This window comes from Paracoccus everestensis (assembly GCF_021491915.1).
Classification (GTDB): domain Bacteria; phylum Pseudomonadota; class Alphaproteobacteria; order Rhodobacterales; family Rhodobacteraceae; genus Paracoccus; species Paracoccus everestensis.
This window is the reverse complement of the sequence record NZ_CP090836.1, coordinates 2,146,776-2,167,677: the sequence shown is the minus strand read 5'-3', so window position 1 is coordinate 2,167,677 and position 20,902 is coordinate 2,146,776. Positions and strand designations below refer to the sequence as shown.

19 protein-coding genes are annotated in these 20,902 nt (G+C 65.7%); 7 read left to right on the top strand and 12 right to left on the bottom strand.

The genetic code is table 11. The features are described 5' to 3' along the window. Window positions 1-111: 111 nt before the first annotated feature. From LZ585_RS10715 to LZ585_RS10700, 4 genes are all read right to left on the bottom strand, one after another. Window positions 112-990 carry a transglutaminase family protein gene (locus LZ585_RS10715; protein WP_234853560.1) on the bottom strand — a complete coding sequence of 293 codons (879 nt, stop codon included), beginning with the start codon at window positions 988-990 and terminating at the stop codon, window positions 112-114. After that, window positions 990-3,377 carry a circularly permuted type 2 ATP-grasp protein gene (locus LZ585_RS10710; protein WP_234853559.1) on the bottom strand — a complete coding sequence of 796 codons (2,388 nt, stop codon included), beginning with the start codon at window positions 3,375-3,377 and terminating at the stop codon, window positions 990-992. Before LZ585_RS10710 ends, LZ585_RS10715 begins: the two co-directional genes overlap by 1 nt. Before the next feature lie 6 nt (window positions 3,378-3,383). Further along, on the bottom strand, window positions 3,384-6,716 hold the full coding sequence (locus tag LZ585_RS10705; protein ID WP_234853558.1) for a transglutaminase family protein: 3,333 nt from the start codon (window positions 6,714-6,716) through the stop codon (window positions 3,384-3,386). Window positions 6,717-6,789: 73 nt separating this feature from the next. After that, window positions 6,790-7,713 carry an aminotransferase class I/II-fold pyridoxal phosphate-dependent enzyme gene (locus LZ585_RS10700; RefSeq protein ID WP_234853557.1) on the bottom strand — a complete coding sequence of 308 codons (924 nt, stop codon included), beginning with the start codon at window positions 7,711-7,713 and terminating at the stop codon, window positions 6,790-6,792. Window positions 7,714-7,918: 205 nt separating this feature from the next. Here LZ585_RS10700 and LZ585_RS10695 point away from each other — a divergent pair, with 205 nt between their 5' ends. The 7 genes from LZ585_RS10695 to LZ585_RS10665 all read left to right on the top strand — a co-directional run bounded on the left by LZ585_RS10695 (window position 7,919) and on the right by LZ585_RS10665 (window position 13,036). Then, window positions 7,919-8,422: a type III secretion system chaperone family protein gene (locus tag LZ585_RS10695; protein WP_234853556.1), complete on the top strand. Its 504-nt coding sequence runs from the start codon at window positions 7,919-7,921 to the stop codon at window positions 8,420-8,422. A gap of 36 nt (window positions 8,423-8,458) precedes the next feature. Continuing rightward, window positions 8,459-9,271, top strand: coding sequence for a pyrroline-5-carboxylate reductase (proC, locus tag LZ585_RS10690; protein WP_234853555.1), 813 nt, complete (start codon window positions 8,459-8,461; stop codon window positions 9,269-9,271). After that, entirely contained in the window at window positions 9,268-9,600 is a 333-nt protein-coding gene (locus tag LZ585_RS10685; protein WP_234853554.1) for a tRNA-binding protein, read from the top strand. Before proC ends, LZ585_RS10685 begins: the two co-directional genes overlap by 4 nt. Further along, window positions 9,600-10,547 carry a 2-hydroxyacid dehydrogenase gene (locus LZ585_RS10680; RefSeq protein WP_234853553.1) on the top strand — a complete coding sequence of 316 codons (948 nt, stop codon included), beginning with the start codon at window positions 9,600-9,602 and terminating at the stop codon, window positions 10,545-10,547. The genes LZ585_RS10685 and LZ585_RS10680 overlap by 1 nt, the downstream gene beginning before the upstream one ends. A 70-nt stretch (window positions 10,548-10,617) precedes the next feature. Beyond that, window positions 10,618-10,809, top strand: a complete 192-nt coding sequence (locus LZ585_RS10675) for a CsbD family protein (RefSeq protein WP_234855812.1) — start codon at window positions 10,618-10,620, stop codon at window positions 10,807-10,809. 103 nt (window positions 10,810-10,912) lie between these two features. After that, on the top strand, window positions 10,913-11,875 hold the full coding sequence (locus LZ585_RS10670) for a magnesium transporter CorA family protein (RefSeq protein WP_234853552.1): 963 nt from the start codon (window positions 10,913-10,915) through the stop codon (window positions 11,873-11,875). Between the two features lie 114 nt (window positions 11,876-11,989). Continuing rightward, window positions 11,990-13,036, top strand: coding sequence for a DUF475 domain-containing protein (locus LZ585_RS10665; protein ID WP_234853551.1), 1,047 nt, complete (start codon window positions 11,990-11,992; stop codon window positions 13,034-13,036). 80 nt (window positions 13,037-13,116) lie between these two features. Here the strand turns inward: LZ585_RS10665 and LZ585_RS10660 are convergent, their stop codons facing one another. The 8 genes from LZ585_RS10660 to LZ585_RS10625 form a co-directional block, all read right to left on the bottom strand. Further along, window positions 13,117-13,398 carry a protealysin inhibitor emfourin gene (locus LZ585_RS10660; protein ID WP_234853550.1) on the bottom strand — a complete coding sequence of 94 codons (282 nt, stop codon included), beginning with the start codon at window positions 13,396-13,398 and terminating at the stop codon, window positions 13,117-13,119. A 35-nt stretch (window positions 13,399-13,433) separates the two neighbouring features. Then, window positions 13,434-14,534, bottom strand: a complete 1,101-nt coding sequence (locus tag LZ585_RS10655; RefSeq protein WP_234853549.1) for a M4 family metallopeptidase — start codon at window positions 14,532-14,534, stop codon at window positions 13,434-13,436. 67 nt (window positions 14,535-14,601) lie between these two features. Then, complete coding sequence (gene ugpC, locus LZ585_RS10650; RefSeq protein WP_234853548.1) at window positions 14,602-15,606, bottom strand: sn-glycerol-3-phosphate ABC transporter ATP-binding protein UgpC; 1,005 nt, start codon at window positions 15,604-15,606, stop codon at window positions 14,602-14,604. A 4-nt stretch (window positions 15,607-15,610) separates the two neighbouring features. Further along, window positions 15,611-16,459 carry a sn-glycerol-3-phosphate ABC transporter permease UgpE gene (ugpE, locus tag LZ585_RS10645; RefSeq protein WP_234853547.1) on the bottom strand — a complete coding sequence of 283 codons (849 nt, stop codon included), beginning with the start codon at window positions 16,457-16,459 and terminating at the stop codon, window positions 15,611-15,613. Beyond that, window positions 16,459-17,337: a sn-glycerol-3-phosphate ABC transporter permease UgpA gene (ugpA, locus tag LZ585_RS10640; protein ID WP_234853546.1), complete on the bottom strand. Its 879-nt coding sequence runs from the start codon at window positions 17,335-17,337 to the stop codon at window positions 16,459-16,461. The genes ugpE and ugpA overlap by 1 nt, the downstream gene beginning before the upstream one ends. A gap of 60 nt (window positions 17,338-17,397) precedes the next feature. Continuing rightward, the gene (gene ugpB, locus LZ585_RS10635; protein ID WP_234853545.1) at window positions 17,398-18,711 is read right to left on the bottom strand and encodes a sn-glycerol-3-phosphate ABC transporter substrate-binding protein UgpB; all 1,314 of its coding nucleotides are present in this window, start codon (window positions 18,709-18,711) and stop codon (window positions 17,398-17,400) included. Between the two features lie 167 nt (window positions 18,712-18,878). Continuing rightward, on the bottom strand, window positions 18,879-19,862 hold the full coding sequence (locus LZ585_RS10630; protein WP_234853544.1) for a DUF808 domain-containing protein: 984 nt from the start codon (window positions 19,860-19,862) through the stop codon (window positions 18,879-18,881). Window positions 19,863-19,939: 77 nt separating this feature from the next. Further along, window positions 19,940-20,902, bottom strand: a complete 963-nt coding sequence (locus LZ585_RS10625) for a Bug family tripartite tricarboxylate transporter substrate binding protein (RefSeq protein ID WP_234853543.1) — start codon at window positions 20,900-20,902, stop codon at window positions 19,940-19,942.

The window sequence follows — 20,902 nt, the reverse complement described above, 5'->3', positions numbered from 1 at the left end:
CGGTTCTCTCATTCGTTTGTCGTTTCTATGACATGGATATAAGTCGATGAATTAACAGGAATTAGACCAGCATTGCTGGCTTCAGTGTTCGACGATGCTGCACAATCGGCCCTAATCCTCGGCCAGGATGTCGACGCTGTGGCTGCCCGACTGCGATCCAGCCAGACGCATCGACCCCGTGACCGGCGCCACGTCGCCATAATCGCGGCCATAGCCGATGGTCACATGATCGGCGTCCACGAAGCAGGCATTGGTGGGATCGTATTCGCACCATCCCGCCTCGGCCCCGGTCCAAGCGCGGACCCAGGCGTGCATGGCATCCGCCCCCTCCAGCCGGGGCTTGCCCGGCGGCGGGATCGTGCGCAGGAAGCCCGAAACATAGGCCCCGGGGATCCCCAGGCCGCGCAGCCCCGATATCATGATCTGCGAGAAATCCTGGCAAACCCCCTTCTGTCCGGCAAAGGCCTGGGCGATGGGGGTATCCACCTCGGTGGCATCGGCGTCAAAGCGCATATGGGCGTGGATGGCGCGGCCCAGGGCCTCGACCGCCTCGCGCACGGTGGCGGCATCGGCGCAGGCGGCGCGGGCGAAATCGGTGATGGACGCCACCTGCGGAATGCGGGGCGAGGGGCGCAGGAAGTGGTGGGGCGAATGGGGGCCAAGATCGGTGATCTCGTCCAAGTCCAGAGAAAGGTTCGCGGGCGTGGCCGACAGGTCCAGTTCCGTCTCGTCCCGGTGGCGCAGCACGCGGCCCGTCATGTCGAACCTCAACTGCGTCAGGCCGGCGGGCAGGACCAGTTCGGTCACCTCGTTCCCGAAGAAATCGACAAAGCTGCTGCGTTCGGTGGGCTGCGGGGTAATGGTGATGGCGGTCTGCTGCACCTCTTGCCAGCCCGGCAGGTCGGCGGGGGTGATGCGCAAAAGCTGCCGCCCCGCCCCCGTCGGCCGGGCAAAGTCGTAACGGATGGACAGGCGCAGGCGATACAGCATCAGGGGAAATAGGCCTTGGTCAGCAGGTCCGACAGCCCCGCGATGCGGCCGCGCAAGGACCACAGCGCAGGGGTCGTCAGGCTGTCGGGATCGGCGGTTGCCAGGTCGGCGTGCAGGCGCAGCACTTCGCGGGCCAGCGGGGACAGCGCACCGTGGTCATTGGCGGCGGGCAGCGTGTCCACCTGTTCGCGCAGCCCGTCGATCTGGTGGCGCAGCGCGCGCGGGTTCAGCGGATCCAGCGCCAGAAGGTCGATGACCGTTGTGCGGGACGCGTCCAGGGCAAAGCGCCGCCGATGAGTCAGCACGCTGTCGCCGATCTCGATCGCCAGATCCAGGGCGCCTTCGGGGGCATCGGGATCGCACAACACCGCCAGGGCCGCCGCCGTGCCCATGGCGCGTTCGTGCAGCCGCCCGATGGTCAGGAACCGCCAGCCGACGAAGCGGTACATATTCTCATGCACCAGGCCGGAAATCCCAGCCAGCTTGCGCAGCAGCGCGGACAGCGCGCGGGCCGCGTCGTCGCCGGGCGCGACCCGGGGGGCCATCCGCCGGGCGCTGCGGTCGATGTCGTGCAGCGCCGACCAGGCATCGGGGGAAAAGCGGTCGCGCACGCTGCTGGCGCTGCCGATGGCAGCGGCCAGGCTGTCCAGCAGCCGTTGCGGGATCGGGGCCTTGGCGTCGATGCCCATCTGCCGGAACAACGGATCGAAGCCCTCCAGCAGTTGCGCGCCCGCCGTGCCCGATTCCGCCAAACGCATATGATAGGCCCGCATCAGGCGCACGATGCCTTCGGCCCGTTCGGCATAGCGGCCCAGCCAGAACAGGTTGTCGGCCGCCCGCGCAGGCAGGCCGCCGGGGATCATGCGCTTGTCTGCGGAACTGGCATGGCGGGCCAGGGTGATCACGGGCACCGGGTCGCGGCCCACGACCCAGACATCCGCCGCGGCCCCGCCTTCCTGCATGGCGATGGCCGATGCGTCCGGTCCCGCCCCGATCCGCGCAAATCCGCCCGGCATCACCGCCCAGCCATCGGCGGTCCGGGCCAGATAGACGCGCAGCGTCATCGGGCGCGGCACCAGCCGGCCAGCCACAAGGGCAGGGGTGGTGGACAGGGTCACGGCCTCTTGCGCGACCAGGTCGGCGCCCTGTTGCGACAATCGGCGGTCAAGGGCCTGGGGCGACAGGGTGATGGCGCGGATCAGGTCATCCGCCGGGTCAAAGGGCGGACGCGTGGTCAGGGCATCGGCCAGCACCATCCGGCGGGGGCTGGCCCGCACCGCCGCCCGCGCCGACGGGGTGCCGCACCACCAGGTCGCGATATTGGGCATGGCCAGTGGCGCGCGGACCAGTTCGGGCGCAAGCTGCGGCAGGAATGCCATCAAGGCGCGAGTTTCCAGAATGCCGGATCCCAGCGCATTGACCATCGTCACCGTGCCCGCCCGCAGCGCGGCGGCCATGCCGGGGGTGCCGATCCTGGACGCCGCGTCCAGTTCCAGCGGATCGGCATATTGCCCGTCCAGCCGGCGCCACAGCACATCGACCTGGCGCATCCCCTGAACGGTGCGCACCATCAGCCGGTCATCCGCCACGCAGAGGTCGTCCCCTTCCAGCAACGTGAACCCCAGATAGCGGGCGATATAGGCGTGTTCGAAATAGGTCTCGTTCATGGGGCCGGGGGTCAGGATCGCGACGCGGCCATCGTGGTCGCGGGCCTGTTGTTGCAAGGCGTCGCGGAAATCGCGAAAGAACCCGGCCAGGCGATGCACGTTGCCGTCGGGATAATGCTCGGAATAGGCGCGGGCGATGGCCACGCGGTTTTCCAGGGCATAGCCCGCACCCGACGGCGCCTGCGTCCGGTCGGCCAGCACCCACCATTGCCCGTCCGGTCCACGCCCCAGCTCGAACGCCAGGAAATGCAGGAAATGCCCGCCGCGCGGCTTGACGCCCACCATCGGGCGCAGCCATTCCGGGTTGCCCGCGACAAGGGCGGCGGGCAACTGCCCCGAGGCAACCAGGGCGTTGGGGCCGTAAAGATCGGCCATCACCATTTCCAGAAGGTCGGCACGCTGCTTCAGGGCTTGGCCGATGCGGGTCCAGTCATCCTCGGCCAGCACCACGGGGATATGGCTCAGCGGCCAGGGCCGCTCGGTCGATTCGCCTGCACCGTATTGCCGGTAAAAGACGCCGCTATCCAGCAGGTAACGGTCCGCGCGGGACAGGTCGCGCGTCAGATCCTCGTCGGACAAGGCGTCCAGATGGGCCGCCAACTTGCGCCACAGGGGACGGACGGTGCCGTCAGGCCCGACCATCTCGTCGGGAACGCCGGGCAGCGGGCGATAGGACGCGCTGCGCGGCTGTCCCACGGCGACGGCACCCCCGCCGCTCATGGCGCGTCACACCCCCAGGGCACGGCGCAGATCCAGCGTCAGCGGAAATTCGCGGTGGATGCGTTCGGGACGCGGGGACAGGCCATGACCGGGCGTATGGCCCCTGGGGCTGAAGCGGGCCAGCCTGCGCGCCTCGGCCTCGTTGCCGTTGACGGGGAAGGTGTCATAGTTGCGCCCGCCCGGATGGGCCACGTGATAGACGCAGCCGCCGATCGCGCGGTTCGACCAGGTGTCGAAGATGTCAAAGGTCAGCGGCGCATCGACCGGCACCACCGGGTGCATCGCGGATGCGGGCTGCCACGCCTTGAAACGCACGCCCGCCACGGCTTCACCCGCACCGATGCCGGTCAAGGGCACCACGCGGGCGTTGCACAGCACCTGATAGCGGCTGGGTTCGGCCGAGCCCAGCTTGACCTGCAGGCGTTCGGTGGAACTGTCGGTATAGCGCACGGTCCCGCCGATGGCCCCCGTCTCGCCCAGGACGTGCCAGGGTTCCAGGGCCTGGCGCAGTTCCAGATGGACGCCCTCGACCTCGACCTCGCCGCAGAAGGGAAAGCGGAACTCGGCCTGGGCCTTGAACCACTCCTCCTGCATGGGAAAGCCGTGGTCCGTCAGGTCGCGCAGCACGTCGCGGAAATCGGCCCAGACGAAATGCGGCAGCATGAAGCGGTCGTGCAGCGCCGTGCCCCAGCGGGTCAGGTCGCCCGTTGCCGGTTCCCGCCAGAACCGCGCGATCAGCGCCCGCAGCAGCAGTTGCTGGGCCAGGCTCATGCGCGGGTCGGGCGGCATCTCGAAGCCCCGGAATTCGACCAGGCCCAGGCGGCCCGTGGGACCGTCGGGGGAATACAGCTTGTCGATGCAGATTTCCGCCCGGTGGGTGTTGCCGGTGACATCGGTCAGGATGTTGCGCAGCAGCCGGTCGGTCAGCCAGGGCAGGGGCGGGGTGCCCCGGTCCGGCGCGGGGATCTGGGCCAGCGCGATTTCCAGTTCGTAGAGCGCATCGTGGCGCGCCTCGTCGATGCGGGGGGCCTGGCTGGTCGGGCCGATGAACAGGCCCGAAAACAGATAGGACAGCGACGGGTGCCGGTTCCATTGCAGGATCAGGCTGGCCAGCAGATCCGGCCGGCGCAGGAAGGGGCTGTCGTTGGTGGTGGCCCCGCCCACGACGACATGGTTGCCCCCGCCAGTGCCGGTATGCTTGCCGTCGATCATGAACTTTTCCGCGCCCAGGCGGGACTGGCGCGCGTCCTCGTAAACGCCCTGGGTGATCGACACGCAATCGTCCCAGGTCGCGGCGGGATGGATGTTCACCTCGATCACGCCGGGATCGGGGGCCACGCGGATCACGTTCAGGCGCGGGTCGTGCGGGGGCGCATAGCCCTCGACATGGACCTTCAGGTTCAGGCGCAGGGCCGCGGCCTCGACCGCGTGCAGCAGGTCCAGGTATTCCTCCAGCGTGGCGACCGGCGGCATGAACACGCACAGCCGCCCGTTCTTGGGTTCCACGGAGAGCGCGGTGCGCACGGATCCCTGCAGTTCCCCGTCCCCGGTGCCGGGCACCTGGGGGACGATATCCTGGCCCGGCGTGCCGGCCACGAAGCTCGCCCTCGGCTGAGTCCTGCGGTCGGGCGCGATCTCGCCCGGCCGGGGCAGGGGCGCGCGGTCCATCGTGGGGTCGGTCGGGTTGATATAGGGATAATCCGATTCCGACAGATGCGGCAGCGAGGCCAGCGGCAGGCGGTATCCGACCGGGCTATCGCCGGGCACAAGAAAGACATGGCCCCGGCGCAGATGCCAGCGTTCCGAATACCACCGCAGCCCGGCCTTGCCCTGCCAGGCCTGGATGGGCAGCACGAAACCCGTGGGCGTGGTCAGGCCGCGGTCAAAGACGGCGGCCAGGCGATGGCGCGCCTCGGGGTCGGCTAGTTCGCTGTTCTCGGGGGTGACATTGGCGGGCAGGTTGGCTTCCTTGACCAGCCATTCCGCCGGATCCTCGAAGGCGGGCAGGATGGTGTCGTCGCCGACGCCCAGTTCGGCGGCCATTTCCCGCAGCAGTTCCTGGGCCTGCAAGGGCGTCACCGCGCTGTTGTCGGTTTCCTGCGCAATCACGTCGGGGTGCTGCCAGACCGGCTGCCCGTCGCGCCGCCAGTACAGTGAAAAGGTCCAGCGGGGCAGCGTTTCGCCGGGATACCACTTGCCCTGGCCGTAATGCAGGAATCCGTTGGGCGCAAAGCGATCGCGCAGCTTGCGGATCAGCACGTCGGCACGGTGACGCTTGGTCGGTCCGACCGCGTCGGTGTTCCATTCGGACGCCTCGAAGTCGTCGATGGACACAAAGGTCGGCTCGCCCCCCATGGTCAGGCGCACGTCGCCGTCGCGCAGCGCGGCATCGACCTGATGGCCCAGGCGGTTGAGATCCGTCCAGGCATCGTCGCTGAAGGGCTTGGTGATGCGCGGATGTTCGGCCACGCGGCGGATCTGCATATCGAAGTTGAAATCGACCTCGGCAAAGCTGGCGGCGCCTGAAATCGGTGCGCAGGACCGGTAATGCGGCGCCGCCGCCAGCGGGATATGGCTTTCGCCCGCCAGCAGGCCCGATGTCGGGTCAAGCCCGATCCAGCCCGCGCCGGGCAGGTAGACCTCGGCCCAGGCGTGCAGGTCGGTGAAATCGACCTCGGTCCCCGAAGGACCGTCCAAGGCCTTCAGATCCGGCTTCAACTGGATCAGATAACCCGACACGAAGCGCGCCGCAAAGCCCAGGTGCCGCAGCGCATTGACCAGCAGCCAGGTGGAATCGCGGCAGGATGCGCTGCGCAGGGTCAGCGTTTCCTCGGGCGTCTGCACGCCGGGTTCCATGCGGATCGTATAGGCCGTATCGGCCGCGATGCGCGCGTTCAGGTTCACCACGAAATCGACGGTGCGGGTCTTGTCGCGCGGGATGGCGTCCAGCAGGGCTTGCATCATCGGCCCGGCAGGTTCGACCTGCCGATAGGGGATCAGCTCCTCGGCCAGGTCGGGGGCATAGGCGAAGGGCCAGGTTTCGGCGCTGTCCTCGACGAAGAAGTCGAAGGGGTTATAGACGGTCATGTCGGCGACAAGATCGACCTCGATCTTCAGTTCGCTTACGGGTTCGGGAAAGACAAAGCGGGCCAGCCAGTTGCCAAAGGGATCCTGCTGGTGGTTCACGAAATGCCCTTCGGGCGTCACCTTCAGCGAATGAGAGATCACCCGGGTGCGCGAATGGGGCGCGGGGCGCAGGCGGATCACCTGGGGGCCAAGGACGACCGGGCGGTCGTACTTGTAATGCGTCAGGTGATAGATGCTGGCCTTGATCGACATGATGGCTGTTCCCGCTGCTGGCGCCCAGATTACACAATGTGAATGGCGGCGCGAGGGATCCTGGGGCTTGTGCCTAAATTTCGCGCAAGGCTTCCGACAGGCGATCCCATTCCGCGTGCCGGACCGGAATGGCCAGCCGCAGCAGGCGGTCCGACCAAGGGAACCGGCGCGCCCGGATATGGGCGCGGGCCAGGCGGTCCTGCGCGGCCGCCGCATCGCCCGTGTCATACAGCCGGAACAGATGCGTGCCCCCGGCCATCCGCCAGCCCGCCCGAACGGCGATGCGATCCAGGCGCAAGACGGCCTCGGACAGGTAAACCATTTGGGCATCGGCCCAGGCCCGGTCGGCCATGGCCTGTGCGCCAAGCGCCATGGCCTGGGGGTTGGCCCTGGGGGCACCCGACAGCCGACCCAGCAGGGCTGGGTCCGCCAGCACGAAGCCAAGCCCCGCAAGACCCCAGAACGGGTGAAGGCTGCGCAGCAGGACGACATTCGCGGGCAGGTCGGGCGCCAGGGACAGGTCCGGGCGCGGATCGGCAAGACGCTCGTCCACGACCAGATGGCCCACTTGCCGGGCCAGCCGCCTCAGCGCGTCAGGAGGGGATTCCCGGCCATCGGGGTTGTTCGGATTGACCGCCAGGGCCAGGGCGGCGCCCGCCATGTCGCCAAGCGCATCGGCCTGTGTGACCTGCCAGCCCGCCGCCCGCAGGCAGGCTGCAGGGCCGGGATCGCCGGGCGCAAGAACCGCCGCCCGCCCGGGTGGCAGGCGCAGGATCGCGGCCAATGCATCCTCGACCGGCAGAACCTGCGCGGGATCGCATCCGAACCAGTCCGCCGCGACCAAGGTCAGCCGTTCCGCCGCATCTGTTGCGGATGTCCGCTGCGCAGGATTGTCCGCGCCCCATGGACGGCGGTTGATCGTGGCGGACAGGTCGATCCAATCCCCTGGGCCGGATCCCGCCGCTCTGTCAATGTCCTCTGAAGGATCCCCGCGCATGGTCCGACCGTATCATCTGGAAAAACAAGGCTTAACGGCTAACGGAACCGCCGTGCCGCCGCAACCGTTACGGCATATTTCGCTTTACAGCGGACAAAATCGCGACCACGATATCTTGCAGGACATTCGGGCCACCATCCCGCTTGTTGTTGCGCGACCAAGGGCTAAGCGACGGCAGAATCGCTTCCCGACTGAGGATGCAGGAATGGCACAAACGGATCCGATGATCCCGACGGATGAGATTCACCCGATCGACATCGTCGAGGTGGTCGCAGCCCACCATCACTGGGATTTCGACCGTCTGGCCGACGACCAGATCGTCATGGCGGTGGATGGCCAGTGGCGCAGCTATTCCCTGACCCTTGCATGGTCGGCGCGCGAGGAAGTGTTGCGGTTGATCTGCACCTTTGACCTGGATCCGCCGGCGGACAAGCTGCCGTTGATCTATGAAACGCTGAACCTGGCCAATGACCAGGTTTGGGACGGGGGCTTTACCTTCTGGTCCAAGCAGCGGCTGATGGTCTGGCGTTATGGCCTGGTGCTGGGCGGCGATGCCGTCGCATCCGCCGAACAGGTGGACCAGATGATCGGCAATGCGCTGATGGGCTGCGAACGGTTCTATCCATCCTTCCAACTGGTTGCCTGGGGCAACAGCACCCCCGCCGCCGCACTGGACATCGCCTTGGGCGAGGCCTACGGACGGGCCTGACGGGGCGCATGGCCCCTTTGTTCGGATGGGGGCCGGATGGGCGATTTCGACGACATCAACAAGCGCGGGCTGGTTCTGGTCGGCTGCGGCCGGATGGGCGGCGCGATGCTGCGCGGCTGGCTGGCGCGGGGGCTGCAACCCGGTGCCGTGACGGTGATCGACCCGCGCCTGGCGCCCGAATGGCGGGACAGGGGATTGCGCGTGAACGCCGCGCTGCCCGCTGACCCCGCCGTGCTGGTTCTGGCCGTCAAGCCGCAGATGATGGCGGATGCGTTGGGCCGCGTGCCCGTGCTGTCCGATACGCTGGTGCTGTCCGTCGCGGCAGGCACCACCATCGCCACCTTCGAAGCGGCCTTTCCCGGCGCGCCCATCGTCCGCGTCATGCCGAACACCCCCGCAGCCATCGGGCAGGGCATATCCGCCATGATCGGCAATGCCCGGGCAACGTACCGCGATCTGGATCTGACGCAGACCCTGATGGCCGCGGTGGGGCGCGTCGTGCGGCTGGACCGCGAAGATCAGATGGACGCCGTGACCGGGTTGTCGGGCAGCGGCCCGGCCTATGTCTTTCACCTGATCGAGGCGATGGCCAAGGCGGGCGAGGCGCAGGGCCTGCCCCCCGCCTTGTCGCTGGAACTGGCCCGCATGACCGTTGCGGGGGCCGGCGCCCTGGCGATCGACGCCGATGAGGATCCGGCGACCTTGCGCGAAAACGTCACCTCTCCGGCCGGGACCACGGCCGCAGGGCTGAAGATCCTGATGGATCCCGAAACCGGCCTGCCGCCGCTGATGGCGCGGACCATTGCCGCCGCCACTGAACGCGGGCGTGAACTGGGGCGGGCGCAATGACCATCGGCTTCGACGATTTCCTCAAGGTCGATATCCGCGTGGCGACCATCACCCGCGCCGAACCCTTCCCCGAGGCGCGAAAGCCCGCGATCAAGCTGTGGCTGGATCTGGGGGAACTGGGGGAACGCAAATCCTCGGCCCAGATCACGCGGCATTACGAACCGGACCGGCTGGTCGGCAAGCAGGTCTTGTGCGTGGTGAACTTTCCGCCCCGCCAGATTGGCCCCGTCCGGTCCGAGGTTCTTGTCCTGGGCGTTCCTGACCCGGACGGAGAGGTCGTTCTGATCCGTCCCGACCTGGATGTCCCGAATGGAGGAAGGCTTTACTGATGCGTTTGCTTGTCACAAGACCCATGACCGACCGTGCCACCCAGGCAATCCGCAATCGCTTCGACGCGACCTTCCGCGACAACACGCCCTTGTCAGAACCCGAGGCCGCGCAGGCGTTGCGCGACTATGACGCGATCATCCCGACGCTGGGGGATGCCTTCACGGCCGCCGCCTTTGCTGGTCAGCCGCGTTGCCGGATTCTTGCGAATTTCGGGGCGGGCTTCAACCATATCGACGTGAAGGCCGCGACGGATGCCGGGATCGTCGTGACGAACACCCCCGACGTGGTGACGGACGCCACAGCCGACATCGCGGTGATGCTGATGCTGATGACCCTGCGCCGCGCGACCGAGGGAGAGCGGATCCTGCGTGCGGGCCAGTGGACCGGCTGGAACCCCACGCAACTGCTGGGCGGGCATCTGAGCGGGCGGACGGTGGGCATCGTCGGCATGGGGCGGATCGGCCAGGCCATTGCGCGGCGTTGCCACCACGGGTTCGGGATGCAGGTGGTGTTCTTCAACAGATCCCCCCTGACCGGCCTGGACGTTCCCGCGCGGCAAATCCCGGACCTGGACGCGATGCTGGAACAGGCCGATGTCGCCGTCCTGGCCGTGCCGGGCGGGGCGGGGACACGCCACCTGATCGGCGCGCGCCAGCTGGCGGCGCTTGGCCCGCAAGGCTATCTGGTCAACATCGCGCGCGGGGATGTGGTGGACGAGGCCGCCCTGATCGAGGCGCTGAATGGCGCCATCATCGCAGGCGCAGGCCTGGACGTTTACGAACGCGAGCCGCTGGTGCCCCAGGCGCTGCTGGACGCCCCGAACGCCACGCTGCTGCCGCATCTGGGCACGGCCACGGACGACACCCGCACTGCCATGGCCTTGCGCGCGTTGGACAATCTGATCGCCTTTTCCGAAGGGGCCGTGCCTCGCGACCGGGTGAACTGAACGGGCCGACAGGAACCCCTGCGGCTGCCAAATGTTCATTGACCGGTAGCAGCTTCAAGGAGGCTGGGACATCATCCAGGGGAAATGGAAACAGGTCAAAGGCTCGGTCAAGGAAAAATGGGGCGACCTGACCGATGACGATCTGGACCGGATCGACGGCAGCAAGGATCAGCTGACCGGCAAGTTGCAGGAAAAATACGGCTGGACCAAGGACGAGGCCGAACGAAACATCGACGATCATTTCCGCGACCGCACGATCTGACGCGACCGCGCGCCGGACGGGAAAGGGTGCCTTGCCGGCACCCTTTTTCTTTGCCGGCAGGCAGGCTACCAAGGCCCTGTTTTCCAGAACCGGGGACGCCGCCATGATGTATTCCTATGTCATCTGCCAGGGGCGCATCCTGCGGCAGGACAAGGGCGCCGCGCTGTCCGACGCCATCTGGATCGACCTGATCGCCCCGGGAAAGGATGAAATGGCCCTGCTGCGCGAGTTGGGCGTGGATGTCCCGACCCTGGCCGACATGGAGGAAATCGAGATCTCGAACCGGCTGTATCGGGAAGCGGGGATGGACTATATGACCGCCGTGCTGCCGGGCGAACGGGGCGACGGCAACCGCGTGACGATGCCCGTCAGCTTTATCCTGTCGCCCGGGCGGCTGGTGACGGTGCGGCACCATTCGCCCCGGCCCTTCCTGACCTTTCCCGAACGCGGCGAACGATCCACCCTGGGCTGCGGCACCGCGCACCGCCTGTTCATCGGCTTGATCGAGGAGATCGTCGCCCGGCTGGCCGATATTCTGGAAGGCTCTGGCCGATTGCTGGACGACACCACGATCTCCATCTTTGAAACCCGGACCGTGCGCGGACAGGGCGACCGGCTGCAAGCCGCGCTGCGCCAGGTGGGCCGCGAGGCCGAGGCCATGGCCCGTGTCCGCCTGTCGCTGCTGACCATCGAACGGATGCTGGCATTCTATATCGCCACGGTCGGTGAACAGCCTGAATCCGGCCGTCTGCGCCCGGTGGTCAAGGGTCAGTTGCGCGATGTCCAGGCCTTGGAGGTTCATGCGGATTTCCTGGGATCGCGCGTCAGCCTGGCGGTGGACACCACGCTGGGCATGATCAACCTGGAACAGAACAACACCGTGCGCATCCTGTCGGTGGTGGCGGCCCTGTTCCTGCCCCCCACGCTGATCGCCAGCATCTATGGCATGAACTTCGACGTGATGCCCGAATTGCACAAGCCTTGGGGCTATCCCATGGCGCTGGCGCTGATGGCCGGGACGGCGGCAGCCACCTGGCTGGTGCTGCGGTGGAAACGCTGGCTATAGGGTCCAGGTGACGCGCAGGGCAAGGCGGGACCACGCAAACACCCTTGCCGGGTTGGTGCCAGCCGCCTAATGCTCGGACCGTTCACATAGGGAGAAGACTCCATGCGCTCATCCATGTCCTATTTGCGCTGGCCGCTGATCGTCACCGTTGTGGGCATCGCCCTGGCGGCATGGCTTGGCTATCGATTTACCGGCAGCATGACTGGCGCCGTGTCCTTTTTCATGATCGCGGTCGTGCTGGCGATCCTGGAAATCTCGCTGTCCTTCGACAATGCCATCGTCAATGCCAACAAGCTGAAGGAAATGACGCCGCAATGGCAGCGCCGTTTCCTGACCTGGGGGATTCTGATCGCCGTCTTCGGGATGCGGATCGTGTTCCCGTTGCTGATCGTGGTGATCGCCGCACAGATCGGACCCTGGGCCGCGCTGCAACTGGCCGCCACCGATCCCGAGGAATATTCCCGCCTGATCGGCGAGGCGCATCTGCCCATCGCGGCCTTTGGCGGTTCCTTCCTGATGCTGGTGGCACTGACCTTCTTCTTCGACCAGTCCAAGGAAGTGGACTGGATCGGCAAGGTCGAGCGCGCCTTGCGGCGTTGCGGATCGGTGCGCGGGATGGAGGTGGGCTTTGTCCTGGTGATCATCCTGCTGTTCGTCTGGCTGCTGCCGGTACGGGACGAACAGGTCTTCATGTTCAGCGCCATGTGGGGCATCGTCACCTTTCTGGCGGTGGATGCGCTTGGCCATGTGCTGGACCGCTGGGGCAAGGCGCAGGACGCCGCGAAGGGTGCGGCGCAAGTGGGCCTGGGCGGGTTCCTGTATCTGGAAGTGCTGGACGCGTCCTTCAGCTTTGATGGCGTGATCGGGGCCTTCGCCCTGACCCAGAACCTGTTCCTGATCGCCATCGGCCTGGGCATCGGCGCCATGTATGTCCGGTCCATGACCGTGATGCTGGTCGAAAAGGGCACGCTGGCGGAATTCCGGTATCTGGAACACGGCGCCTTCTGGTCGATCCTGATCCTGTCGATCATCATGTTCGGCCAGACCATGTGGCACCTGCCCGAGGTCGTGACCGGCCTTCTGGGCGCGATCTTCATCGGCGCGGCCTTTGTGAACTCGATCATGTGGAACCGTCGCCACAAGGGCGAGGCGCATCATTAGGTGAAGCCGGGGGCTTCGCGCCCCCGGACCCCCGCGGGATATTTGAGTGAAGAAGAAAGCCGCGGTTCCGTCCGCGTTTTTTACATCTGGTCGATCAAATCCAGCATATCCGGGGGGATCTGCTGTTCTTGCAGGGTGAAGCTGCGGGTCTGGCGATCCTCGGTCACCGTGATGCGATAGGTCATCCGGTCAGCCCCGTCGCCGCAGGGCTGGCGGGCCAGGCGGGCCAGTTCGTCAGGCTCGAACGCGTCGCACAGATCCTGGCGCATCTGTTCGGACTGGTTTTCCACGTCGATGGTCTTGCGCAACTGCGCGGCGGTGATGCCGCCAAAGCCGCCCTGCGCCGCAATTTCGATGATCATGGCAAGGATCCCCCGCTGATGGGGGGAATCTAAGCCTAGATTGCGATTCCGACAAGTTTCCACGCACGGCGCAGCATCACCGTCTCGATGCTGCCGCGCCCGGCCAGTTCGATGGCCGCGTCCATCGTTTGGTCTGCCCAGTCCGAAAAGCTGGCCATGGGGTTGTTCAATGCCTGCAGCGCGCGATACCAGACCTGGCCCGGCAGCTCCCATGCCCGTCCGCCCAGATAGGCGCAGAACAGGTAGAAGGCGTGGTTGGGGATCCCTGAATTGATATGCACCCCGCCATTGTCGTCAGTGGTCGTGACGAAATGATCCATGTGCCAGGGCTGGGGATCCTGCCCCAAGAGATCGTCGGAATAGGCCGTTCCCGGTGCCTTCATGCTGCGCAGCGCGGTGCCGTTGATGCCGGGGCCAAGGATGCCGCGCCCCAGCAGCCAGTCGGCCTGATGCACCTCTTGTCCGAGCGCTCGCTGCAGCGCGAGAGAGCCGAACACGTCCGCGATGCTTTCGTTCAGCGCGCCCGACTGGTTTTCATAGATCAGCCCGCCCGAATGCTGGATCACGCCATGCGCCATTTCATGGCCTATCACCGACAGTTCCAGAAAGGTGCGGAACACCTTGCCGTCGCCGGTGCCATAGGCCATCTGCTCTCCGCTCCAGAAGGCGTTGTTGTAATCGCGGCGGTGATGGACCGTGGCGATTAGGGGCATTCCCTGCCCATCCAGAGAGTTGCGGCCGTATTCCTCGGCGAACAGGGAAAAGACCTGGCCCGCGGCGTCATAGGCAGTGTCGGCATCGGGGATGCCGGTGGGGTCGTCGCCTTCGGACCGGACCAGGGGGCCCGGCAGGGCGGCGCGGAACTGCCCGTCATGGATGCGCCGGTCGGGGCAGCACAGCCCCCCGGCCGGGCTGACCGCCGTGGTGGCGAAAGCGCCGCTGACCGGCTGGGCTTGCGGCAGGCCCGCGCGGGTCAGTTCGGCACGTTCGTCGCGCAGTTTTTCAGTCTGCTTCAACAGCGTCCGCGCCATTTCAGCCGTCTTGGCATCACCGCGCAGCGCCAGCACCCGCAGCATATAGGGCGGCACGATGCAGGGGATCGAAGGATGATGCAAACCGTTCAGCGAAAAGCACATGAGGCGAATCCCGTTCTGGAAACTCATCTTATACTAGCACGGGAACATTAGGAACAAAACAAGAACATCAATCTATGCGTCGCCCGTCGGTTTGGAACAAATGCAGCGATCCGGGGCGATAGGCCAATCGCAGGCTGTCGGACAGTTCCGCGTTGGACGGCATCGTCACGGTCAGCCGTTCGCCCCCGGTCTGGCCGTGGACCAGGCGCTGCGCGCCCAGTTCCTCGACCGCCAGAACCTCCATGTCGATGGGACCGTCGGGGGAAACAACCAGATCCTCGGGGCGGATGCCGATGGTTCCGGCATGGGCGATGCCGGGCAGATGGGGCACGGCGCGGCTGCTGATCAGGTTCATCGCGGGACTGCCGATGAAGCCCGCGACAAAGGTGGATGCGGGCTTGCGGTAAACCTCGAGCGGGGTGCCGATCTGTTCGATCCGGCCCGCGTTAAGCACCACAAGGCGGTCGGCCAGCGTCATCGCTTCCAGCTGGTCATGGGTGACATAGATCGAGGTCGTGCGCAGACGGCGCTGCAACTCCTTGATCTCCAGCCGCATGGTCACGCGCAGCTTGGCGTCCAGGTTCGACAGCGGTTCGTCGAACAGGAACGCCGCCGGTTCGCGCACGATGGCGCGGCCCATGGCGACGCGCTGACGCTGGCCGCCCGACAGGGCGCGGGGCTTGCGGTCCAGGAAGGGACCGATCTGCAGGATTTCGGCCGCCTGGGCCACGCGGCGTTCGATTTCCGCCCTGGGGGTGCGGCGGTTCTTCAACCCATAGGCCAGGTTCTGGCGCACCGACATATGCGGGTAAAGCGCATAGTTCTGGAACACCATGGCGATGTCGCGGTCGGCAGGCTCGATGTCGTTGACCACCCGGTCGCCGATGCGGACCGTGCCTTCGCTGATGCTTTCCAGCCCCGCCACCATCCGCAGCAGCGTGGATTTGCCGCAGCCGGACGGGCCGACCAGCACGATGAATTCGCCATCCGCGATGTCGATGCTGACATCGCCCACGGCGCGGGTGCCGCCGGCATAGATCTTGCCGACGGTGTCGAGGATTATGGATGCCATTGTCTTATTTCTCCGTCTCGACAAGACCTTTGACGAACAGGCGCTGCATCCCGATCACCACGGCGACCGGGGGCAACATCGCCAGCATGGCGGTCGCCATCACCAGATGCCATTGCGGCAGCCCGTCCACCGCGTCGGCCATGCGCTTGATGCCCGCGACGATGGTGTAATAATCGCTGCTGGTGGTGATCAGCAGCGGCCACAGATACTGGTTCCAGCCATAGATGAACAGGATCACGAACAGCGCCGCGATGTTGGTCCGCGACAAGGGCAAAAGGATGTCGCGGAAGAATTTCATCGGGCCTGCGCCGTCGATGCGCGCGGCCTCGGTCAGTTCGTCGGGGATGGTCAGGAACACCTGCCGGAACAGAAAGGTCGCGGTGGCCGATGCGATCAGCGGGATCGACAGGCCCGCATAGCTGTTCAGCATTCCCAGATCGGCCACAACCTGGAAGGTGGGCACGATCCGAACCTCGACCGGCAGCATCAGGGTGATGAAGATGCACCAGAAGGCCAGGTTTCGGAAGGGAAAGCGGAAATACACGATGGCAAAGGCCGAGGTGATGGAAATTGCGATCTTGCCGCAGGCGATCATCAGTGCCATGACCAGGCTGTTGAACATCATCGTGCCCACCGGGGGCGTGCCGCTGGTGGATACGCCCGCGCCCAGCATCTGGCTGTAGTTCTCGATCAGATGGGGGCCGGGCCAGACGGGGATCGTGCCCGACATGAAGTCGGTCGCGGTATGGGTGGATGCGACAAAGGCCACCCAGACGGGCAGGGCGACGATCGCCACGCCCGCCATCAGGGTAAGGTGCGCCAGAAGGTTCAGGCCAGGGCGGTTCTCGATCATCAATAGGCCACCTTCTTTTCGACATAGCGGAACTGGACCACCGTCAGCGCGATCACGATCAGCATCAGGATTACCGATTGCGCGGCGGACGACCCCATGTTCTGTCCCACGAAGCCGTCGAAATAGACCTTGTAGACCAGGATATTGGTGGCCTGCGCAGGCCCGCCCTCGGTCGTGGCGTCGATCACGCCAAAGGTGTCGAACATGGCATAGACGATGTTGACGACCAGCAGGAAGAAGGTGGTGGGCGACAGCAGCGGGACCGTGATGTCGAAGAACCGCCGCACCGGCCCCGCGCCGTCGATGGCGGCGGCCTCGCGCAGGCTGGCCGGAATGGATTGCAGGCCCGCCACGAAGAACAGGAAGTTATAGCTGATCTGCTTCCAGGCGCTTGCGATCACCACCAGGGTCATGGCGTCGGTTTTCGAACTGATGTGGTTCCAGTCGTAACCCACGACCTCCAGCACATAGGGCATGACGCCGATGGTCGGGTTGAAGATGAACCACCACAGGATGCCCGCCACCGCCGGGGCCACTGCATAGGGCCAGACCAGCAGCGTGGTATAAATGCTGGTCGACCGGATCATCCGGTCCACGGCCACTGCCAGCAGCAGCGCGAAACCCATCGACAGGACCGTGACCAGGACGGCAAAGACCGCCGTCACCTGCAACGAGTTGAGGTATTCCGGGCTGTTCCACAGCGCCTTGAAATTCGTCAGGCCCACGAAGGTGGTGTTGATGCCGAATGCGTCCTGGCGCAGAAAGCTTTGCCGGACGGCTTGGGCTGCGGGCCACAGGAAGAACACAAAGGTGATCGCCAGTTGCGGGGCCAGCAGCAGCCAGGGCAGCAACTGGTTTCGAAATAAGGTGCGCTTCATCCAGCCTGCCTTGTGGAATGGGAATGGGGCCGCGCGGGTGGCGCGGCCCCAAGGCCATGGTTACTGGTTCTGGGCTTCGAATTCCGTGATCAGCGCATTGCCGCGTTCGACCACGGCGTCAAGCGCGCCCTGGGCGTCCTTGGACCCGGACAGAAGCTGTTCGAACTCCTCGTCGATGATGCCGCGGATCTGGACATAGTTGCCGAACCGCAGCCCTTTGGAATTCTCGGTCGGCTCGTTCAGCGTGATCTGCTTGATGCCGGTGTCCGCGCCGGGGTTGTCCGAATAGAAGCTGGCCATCTGGTCCATCGCAGCCTGCGTGATCGGCAGATAGCCCGAGAAGGACGCCCAGTCCGCCTGGACCTCAGGGGTGGAGAGGTATTCGAAGAACTTTGCCACGCCGGCATATTCCGCATCCGGGCGGCCTGACAGCACCCACAGGGACGCGCCCCCGATGATGGAGTTCTGCGGCGCGCCCTCGACATCGTCGTAATAGGGCAGCATCCCATAGCCGACCTCGAAGTCCTTGGCATTGGCGATCACGCCCGCCCGGCTGGCCGAGCTTGCCATGTACATCGCGCAGTCCTGGGAATAGAACATCGGCGCCGCATTGTCGCCGCCCACCGGGCCGCCGTATTTGAAGATCCCTTCATTGGACAGGCGCTTGAGGTTTTCCCAATGCTTGACCTGGACCGGCCCGTTCAGCGTCAGGCGTGCGGCCGTGCCGCCAAAGCCGTTCCCTTCGGTTCCGATCGGCTGGTTGTGCCAGGCCGACAGGTTTTCGGTCTGGATCCAGCTGATCCACTGGGTCGTGAAGCCGCAGGTGGCCGCGTCCGATTCCATGATCTTCTTGCTGAAATCCTCCAGCTCGGCCCAGGTTTTCGGCGGCGTGTCGGGATCAAGGCCCGCTTTTTCAAACACGGTCTTGTTGTAATAGACGATCGGGGTCGAGCTGTTGAAGGGCAGCGACAGCATATTGCCGTTGGTGTCGGTGTAATAGCCGACCACGGAAGGCAGATAGGCCGCGGGATCGAAGGCCACCTCATTATCCGCCATCAACTGGTGGACCGGGACAATGGCGCCCTCGGCGGCCATCATCGTGCCGGTGCCGACCTCGAACACCTGGACGATGGCGGGTTGCTGCTGCGCACGGAACGCGGCAATCGCGGCCGTCATCGTTTCGGGATAGGTGCCCTTATAGGACGGCACGACCGTGTATTCGTCCTGGGCGTCGTTGAAGCCCTTGGTGATTTCTTCCAGCTTGGCGCCCAGTTCGCCGCCCATGGCGTGCCACCACTGAATTTCGGTCTGCGCGTTTGCCGCCGACAGCGACGCGATCAGCGCCACGGTGGACGCTGTGAAAATTCTGCTCATGATTTCCTCCCTTTATGGAGTTGCGGTTCGCGGACCGAGCCTAACGGGCCATGGTGACGCGAACGCAACAGCCGTATGACGGAAGGGTGACATCCTTTGACCATCCGGTCAACAACGCGAAACCGCCACCCGCGGCCCCATAATTCATGCCGTTGCGTCGGTTGCGGTCACGCCCCGCGCAGCCGCGCCATCAGCGGCGCGACCGTTGCCTGCAACAGCGGATTGATGACGTGGTGGGCGATGGGGATCAGGATCAGGCCCAGGATCAACCCGAAGATGCCGTCAAAGAATGCCGTGACAGCCCAGGCGACAACGCCGGGCGCCTGGGGAACGGCATGGGACGCCGCCTCGGCCTGGTGGTGGATCCAGTCATAGGGACCGGCCCAGCCCAGTTCGGCGAAACCGTGCAGCACGATCTGGCCGCCCACCCAGATCATCGCGGCGGTGCCCACGACCGTCAGCACCTTCATGAAGCCGGGCATCACCTTGACGATGCCGCGCCCGATGGCCGAGGACAGGCCGTTGCGACGCGTCGCCATATGCACCCCCACATCGTCGGCCTTCACGATCAGCGCGACAAAGCCGTAAACCGCGGCGGTGATGCCCACGGCGACCACAACCAGGATCAGTGCCTTCATCCACAGCGTGTCGTCGCCCGGAATGGTGGACAGGGCCAAGACCATGATCTCGGCCGACAGGATGAAGTCGGTCTTGATCGCGCCCGCCACGCGCTGTTCTTCCAGCGCGGCGCCCTCGGTCTTGGGATGGGTGTGTTCCGCACTTTCATGGGTGTTGCCATAGCCAAGCGCATGGGCAACCTTTTCGGCGCCTTCATAGCACAGGTAAGCCCCGCCCAGCATCAGCAGGGGCGATATCGCCCAGGGCGCAAAGGCCGACAACAGCAGCGCGACGGGCAGCAGGATCACCAGCTTGTTGAACAGCGACCCGCGCGCGATCTTCCAGACGATGGGAAGCTCTCGGCTGGCGTCGAAGCCGTGGACGTATTTCGGCGTCACCGCCGCATCGTCGATGACCGCGCCCGCAGCCTTGGCGCCAGCCTTGACCGCCTGGCCCGCCACGTCGTCGATGGATGCCGCCGCGACCTTTGAAATGGCCGCCACATCGTCCAGAAGTGCCAGAAGTCCGCTCATCCATCCCTCATCCGCTGCATCCGGCGCGATCCTTGGCGTGGAACGCACCGAATGCAACCCCCGCAGGGCCGGTTGGTTCAATCCATGCTGACGTTGGCGTCGCGGACCACGGGTTCCCATTTCGCCATCTCGGCCCCGACATGGTCCGCCAGTTCCGCAGGGGTCGAGGCGACAATGGTCGCGGAAAACTCGCCCATGCGTTCGACGACCGCCGGGTCGGCCATGGCGGCCTGGGCGGCGGCGGCAAGCGCCTCGACAGCCTCGGGCGGGGTGCCTGCGGGGGCGAACAGGGCGTTCCAGCTGTAGGTTTCATAACCCGGAAGGGTTTCGGCGATGGCGGGCACGTCGGGGAAGCTGGGCGCGCGTTCCGCCGTGGTCACGCCCAGGGCGCGCAGCTTGCCGCTGCTGATATGACCGGAAGCCGAGGGCAGGTTGTCGAAGATGATCGGCACCTGGTTGCCCAGCACATCCGTCAGCGCCGGGCCGGATCCCTTGTAGGGGATGTGGTCGATCTCGACCCCTGCCATGGCCTTGAACAACTCGCCCGACAGGTGCAGCGGCGTGCCGTTGCCCGAGGATGCATAGGCCAGCGGTTCGGCCTTGGCCAGGTCTATCAGTTCCTGCACGGTCTGGGCGGGCACGTCGGGATGGACGGCCAGCACGTTCGGCACCAGCACCAGCAGCGACACGGGCGCGAAATCCGCCACCGGGTCATAGGGCTTCTGCTTCAGGATCAACGGGTTCAGGGCGTGCGTGGCGACGGTGCCCATCAGGATCGTATAGCCGTCAGGCTCAGCCTGGGCGACCTGCTGCGCGCCCAGGCTGCCGCCCGCGCCGCCGACGTTCTGGACGACGATCTGCTGGCCCAGTTCCGCGCTCATCCGTTCGGCGACGATGCGGCCCACCACGTCGGTGGAACCGCCTGCGGCAAAGGGGATGACCAGGGTGACCTGGCGTTCGGGAAATTCGGCGGCTGCCGTTCCGGCAAGGCCCAGAGCAAGGGTCGATGCCAGCAGGACGCGGCGGGTGATGGATGGCAT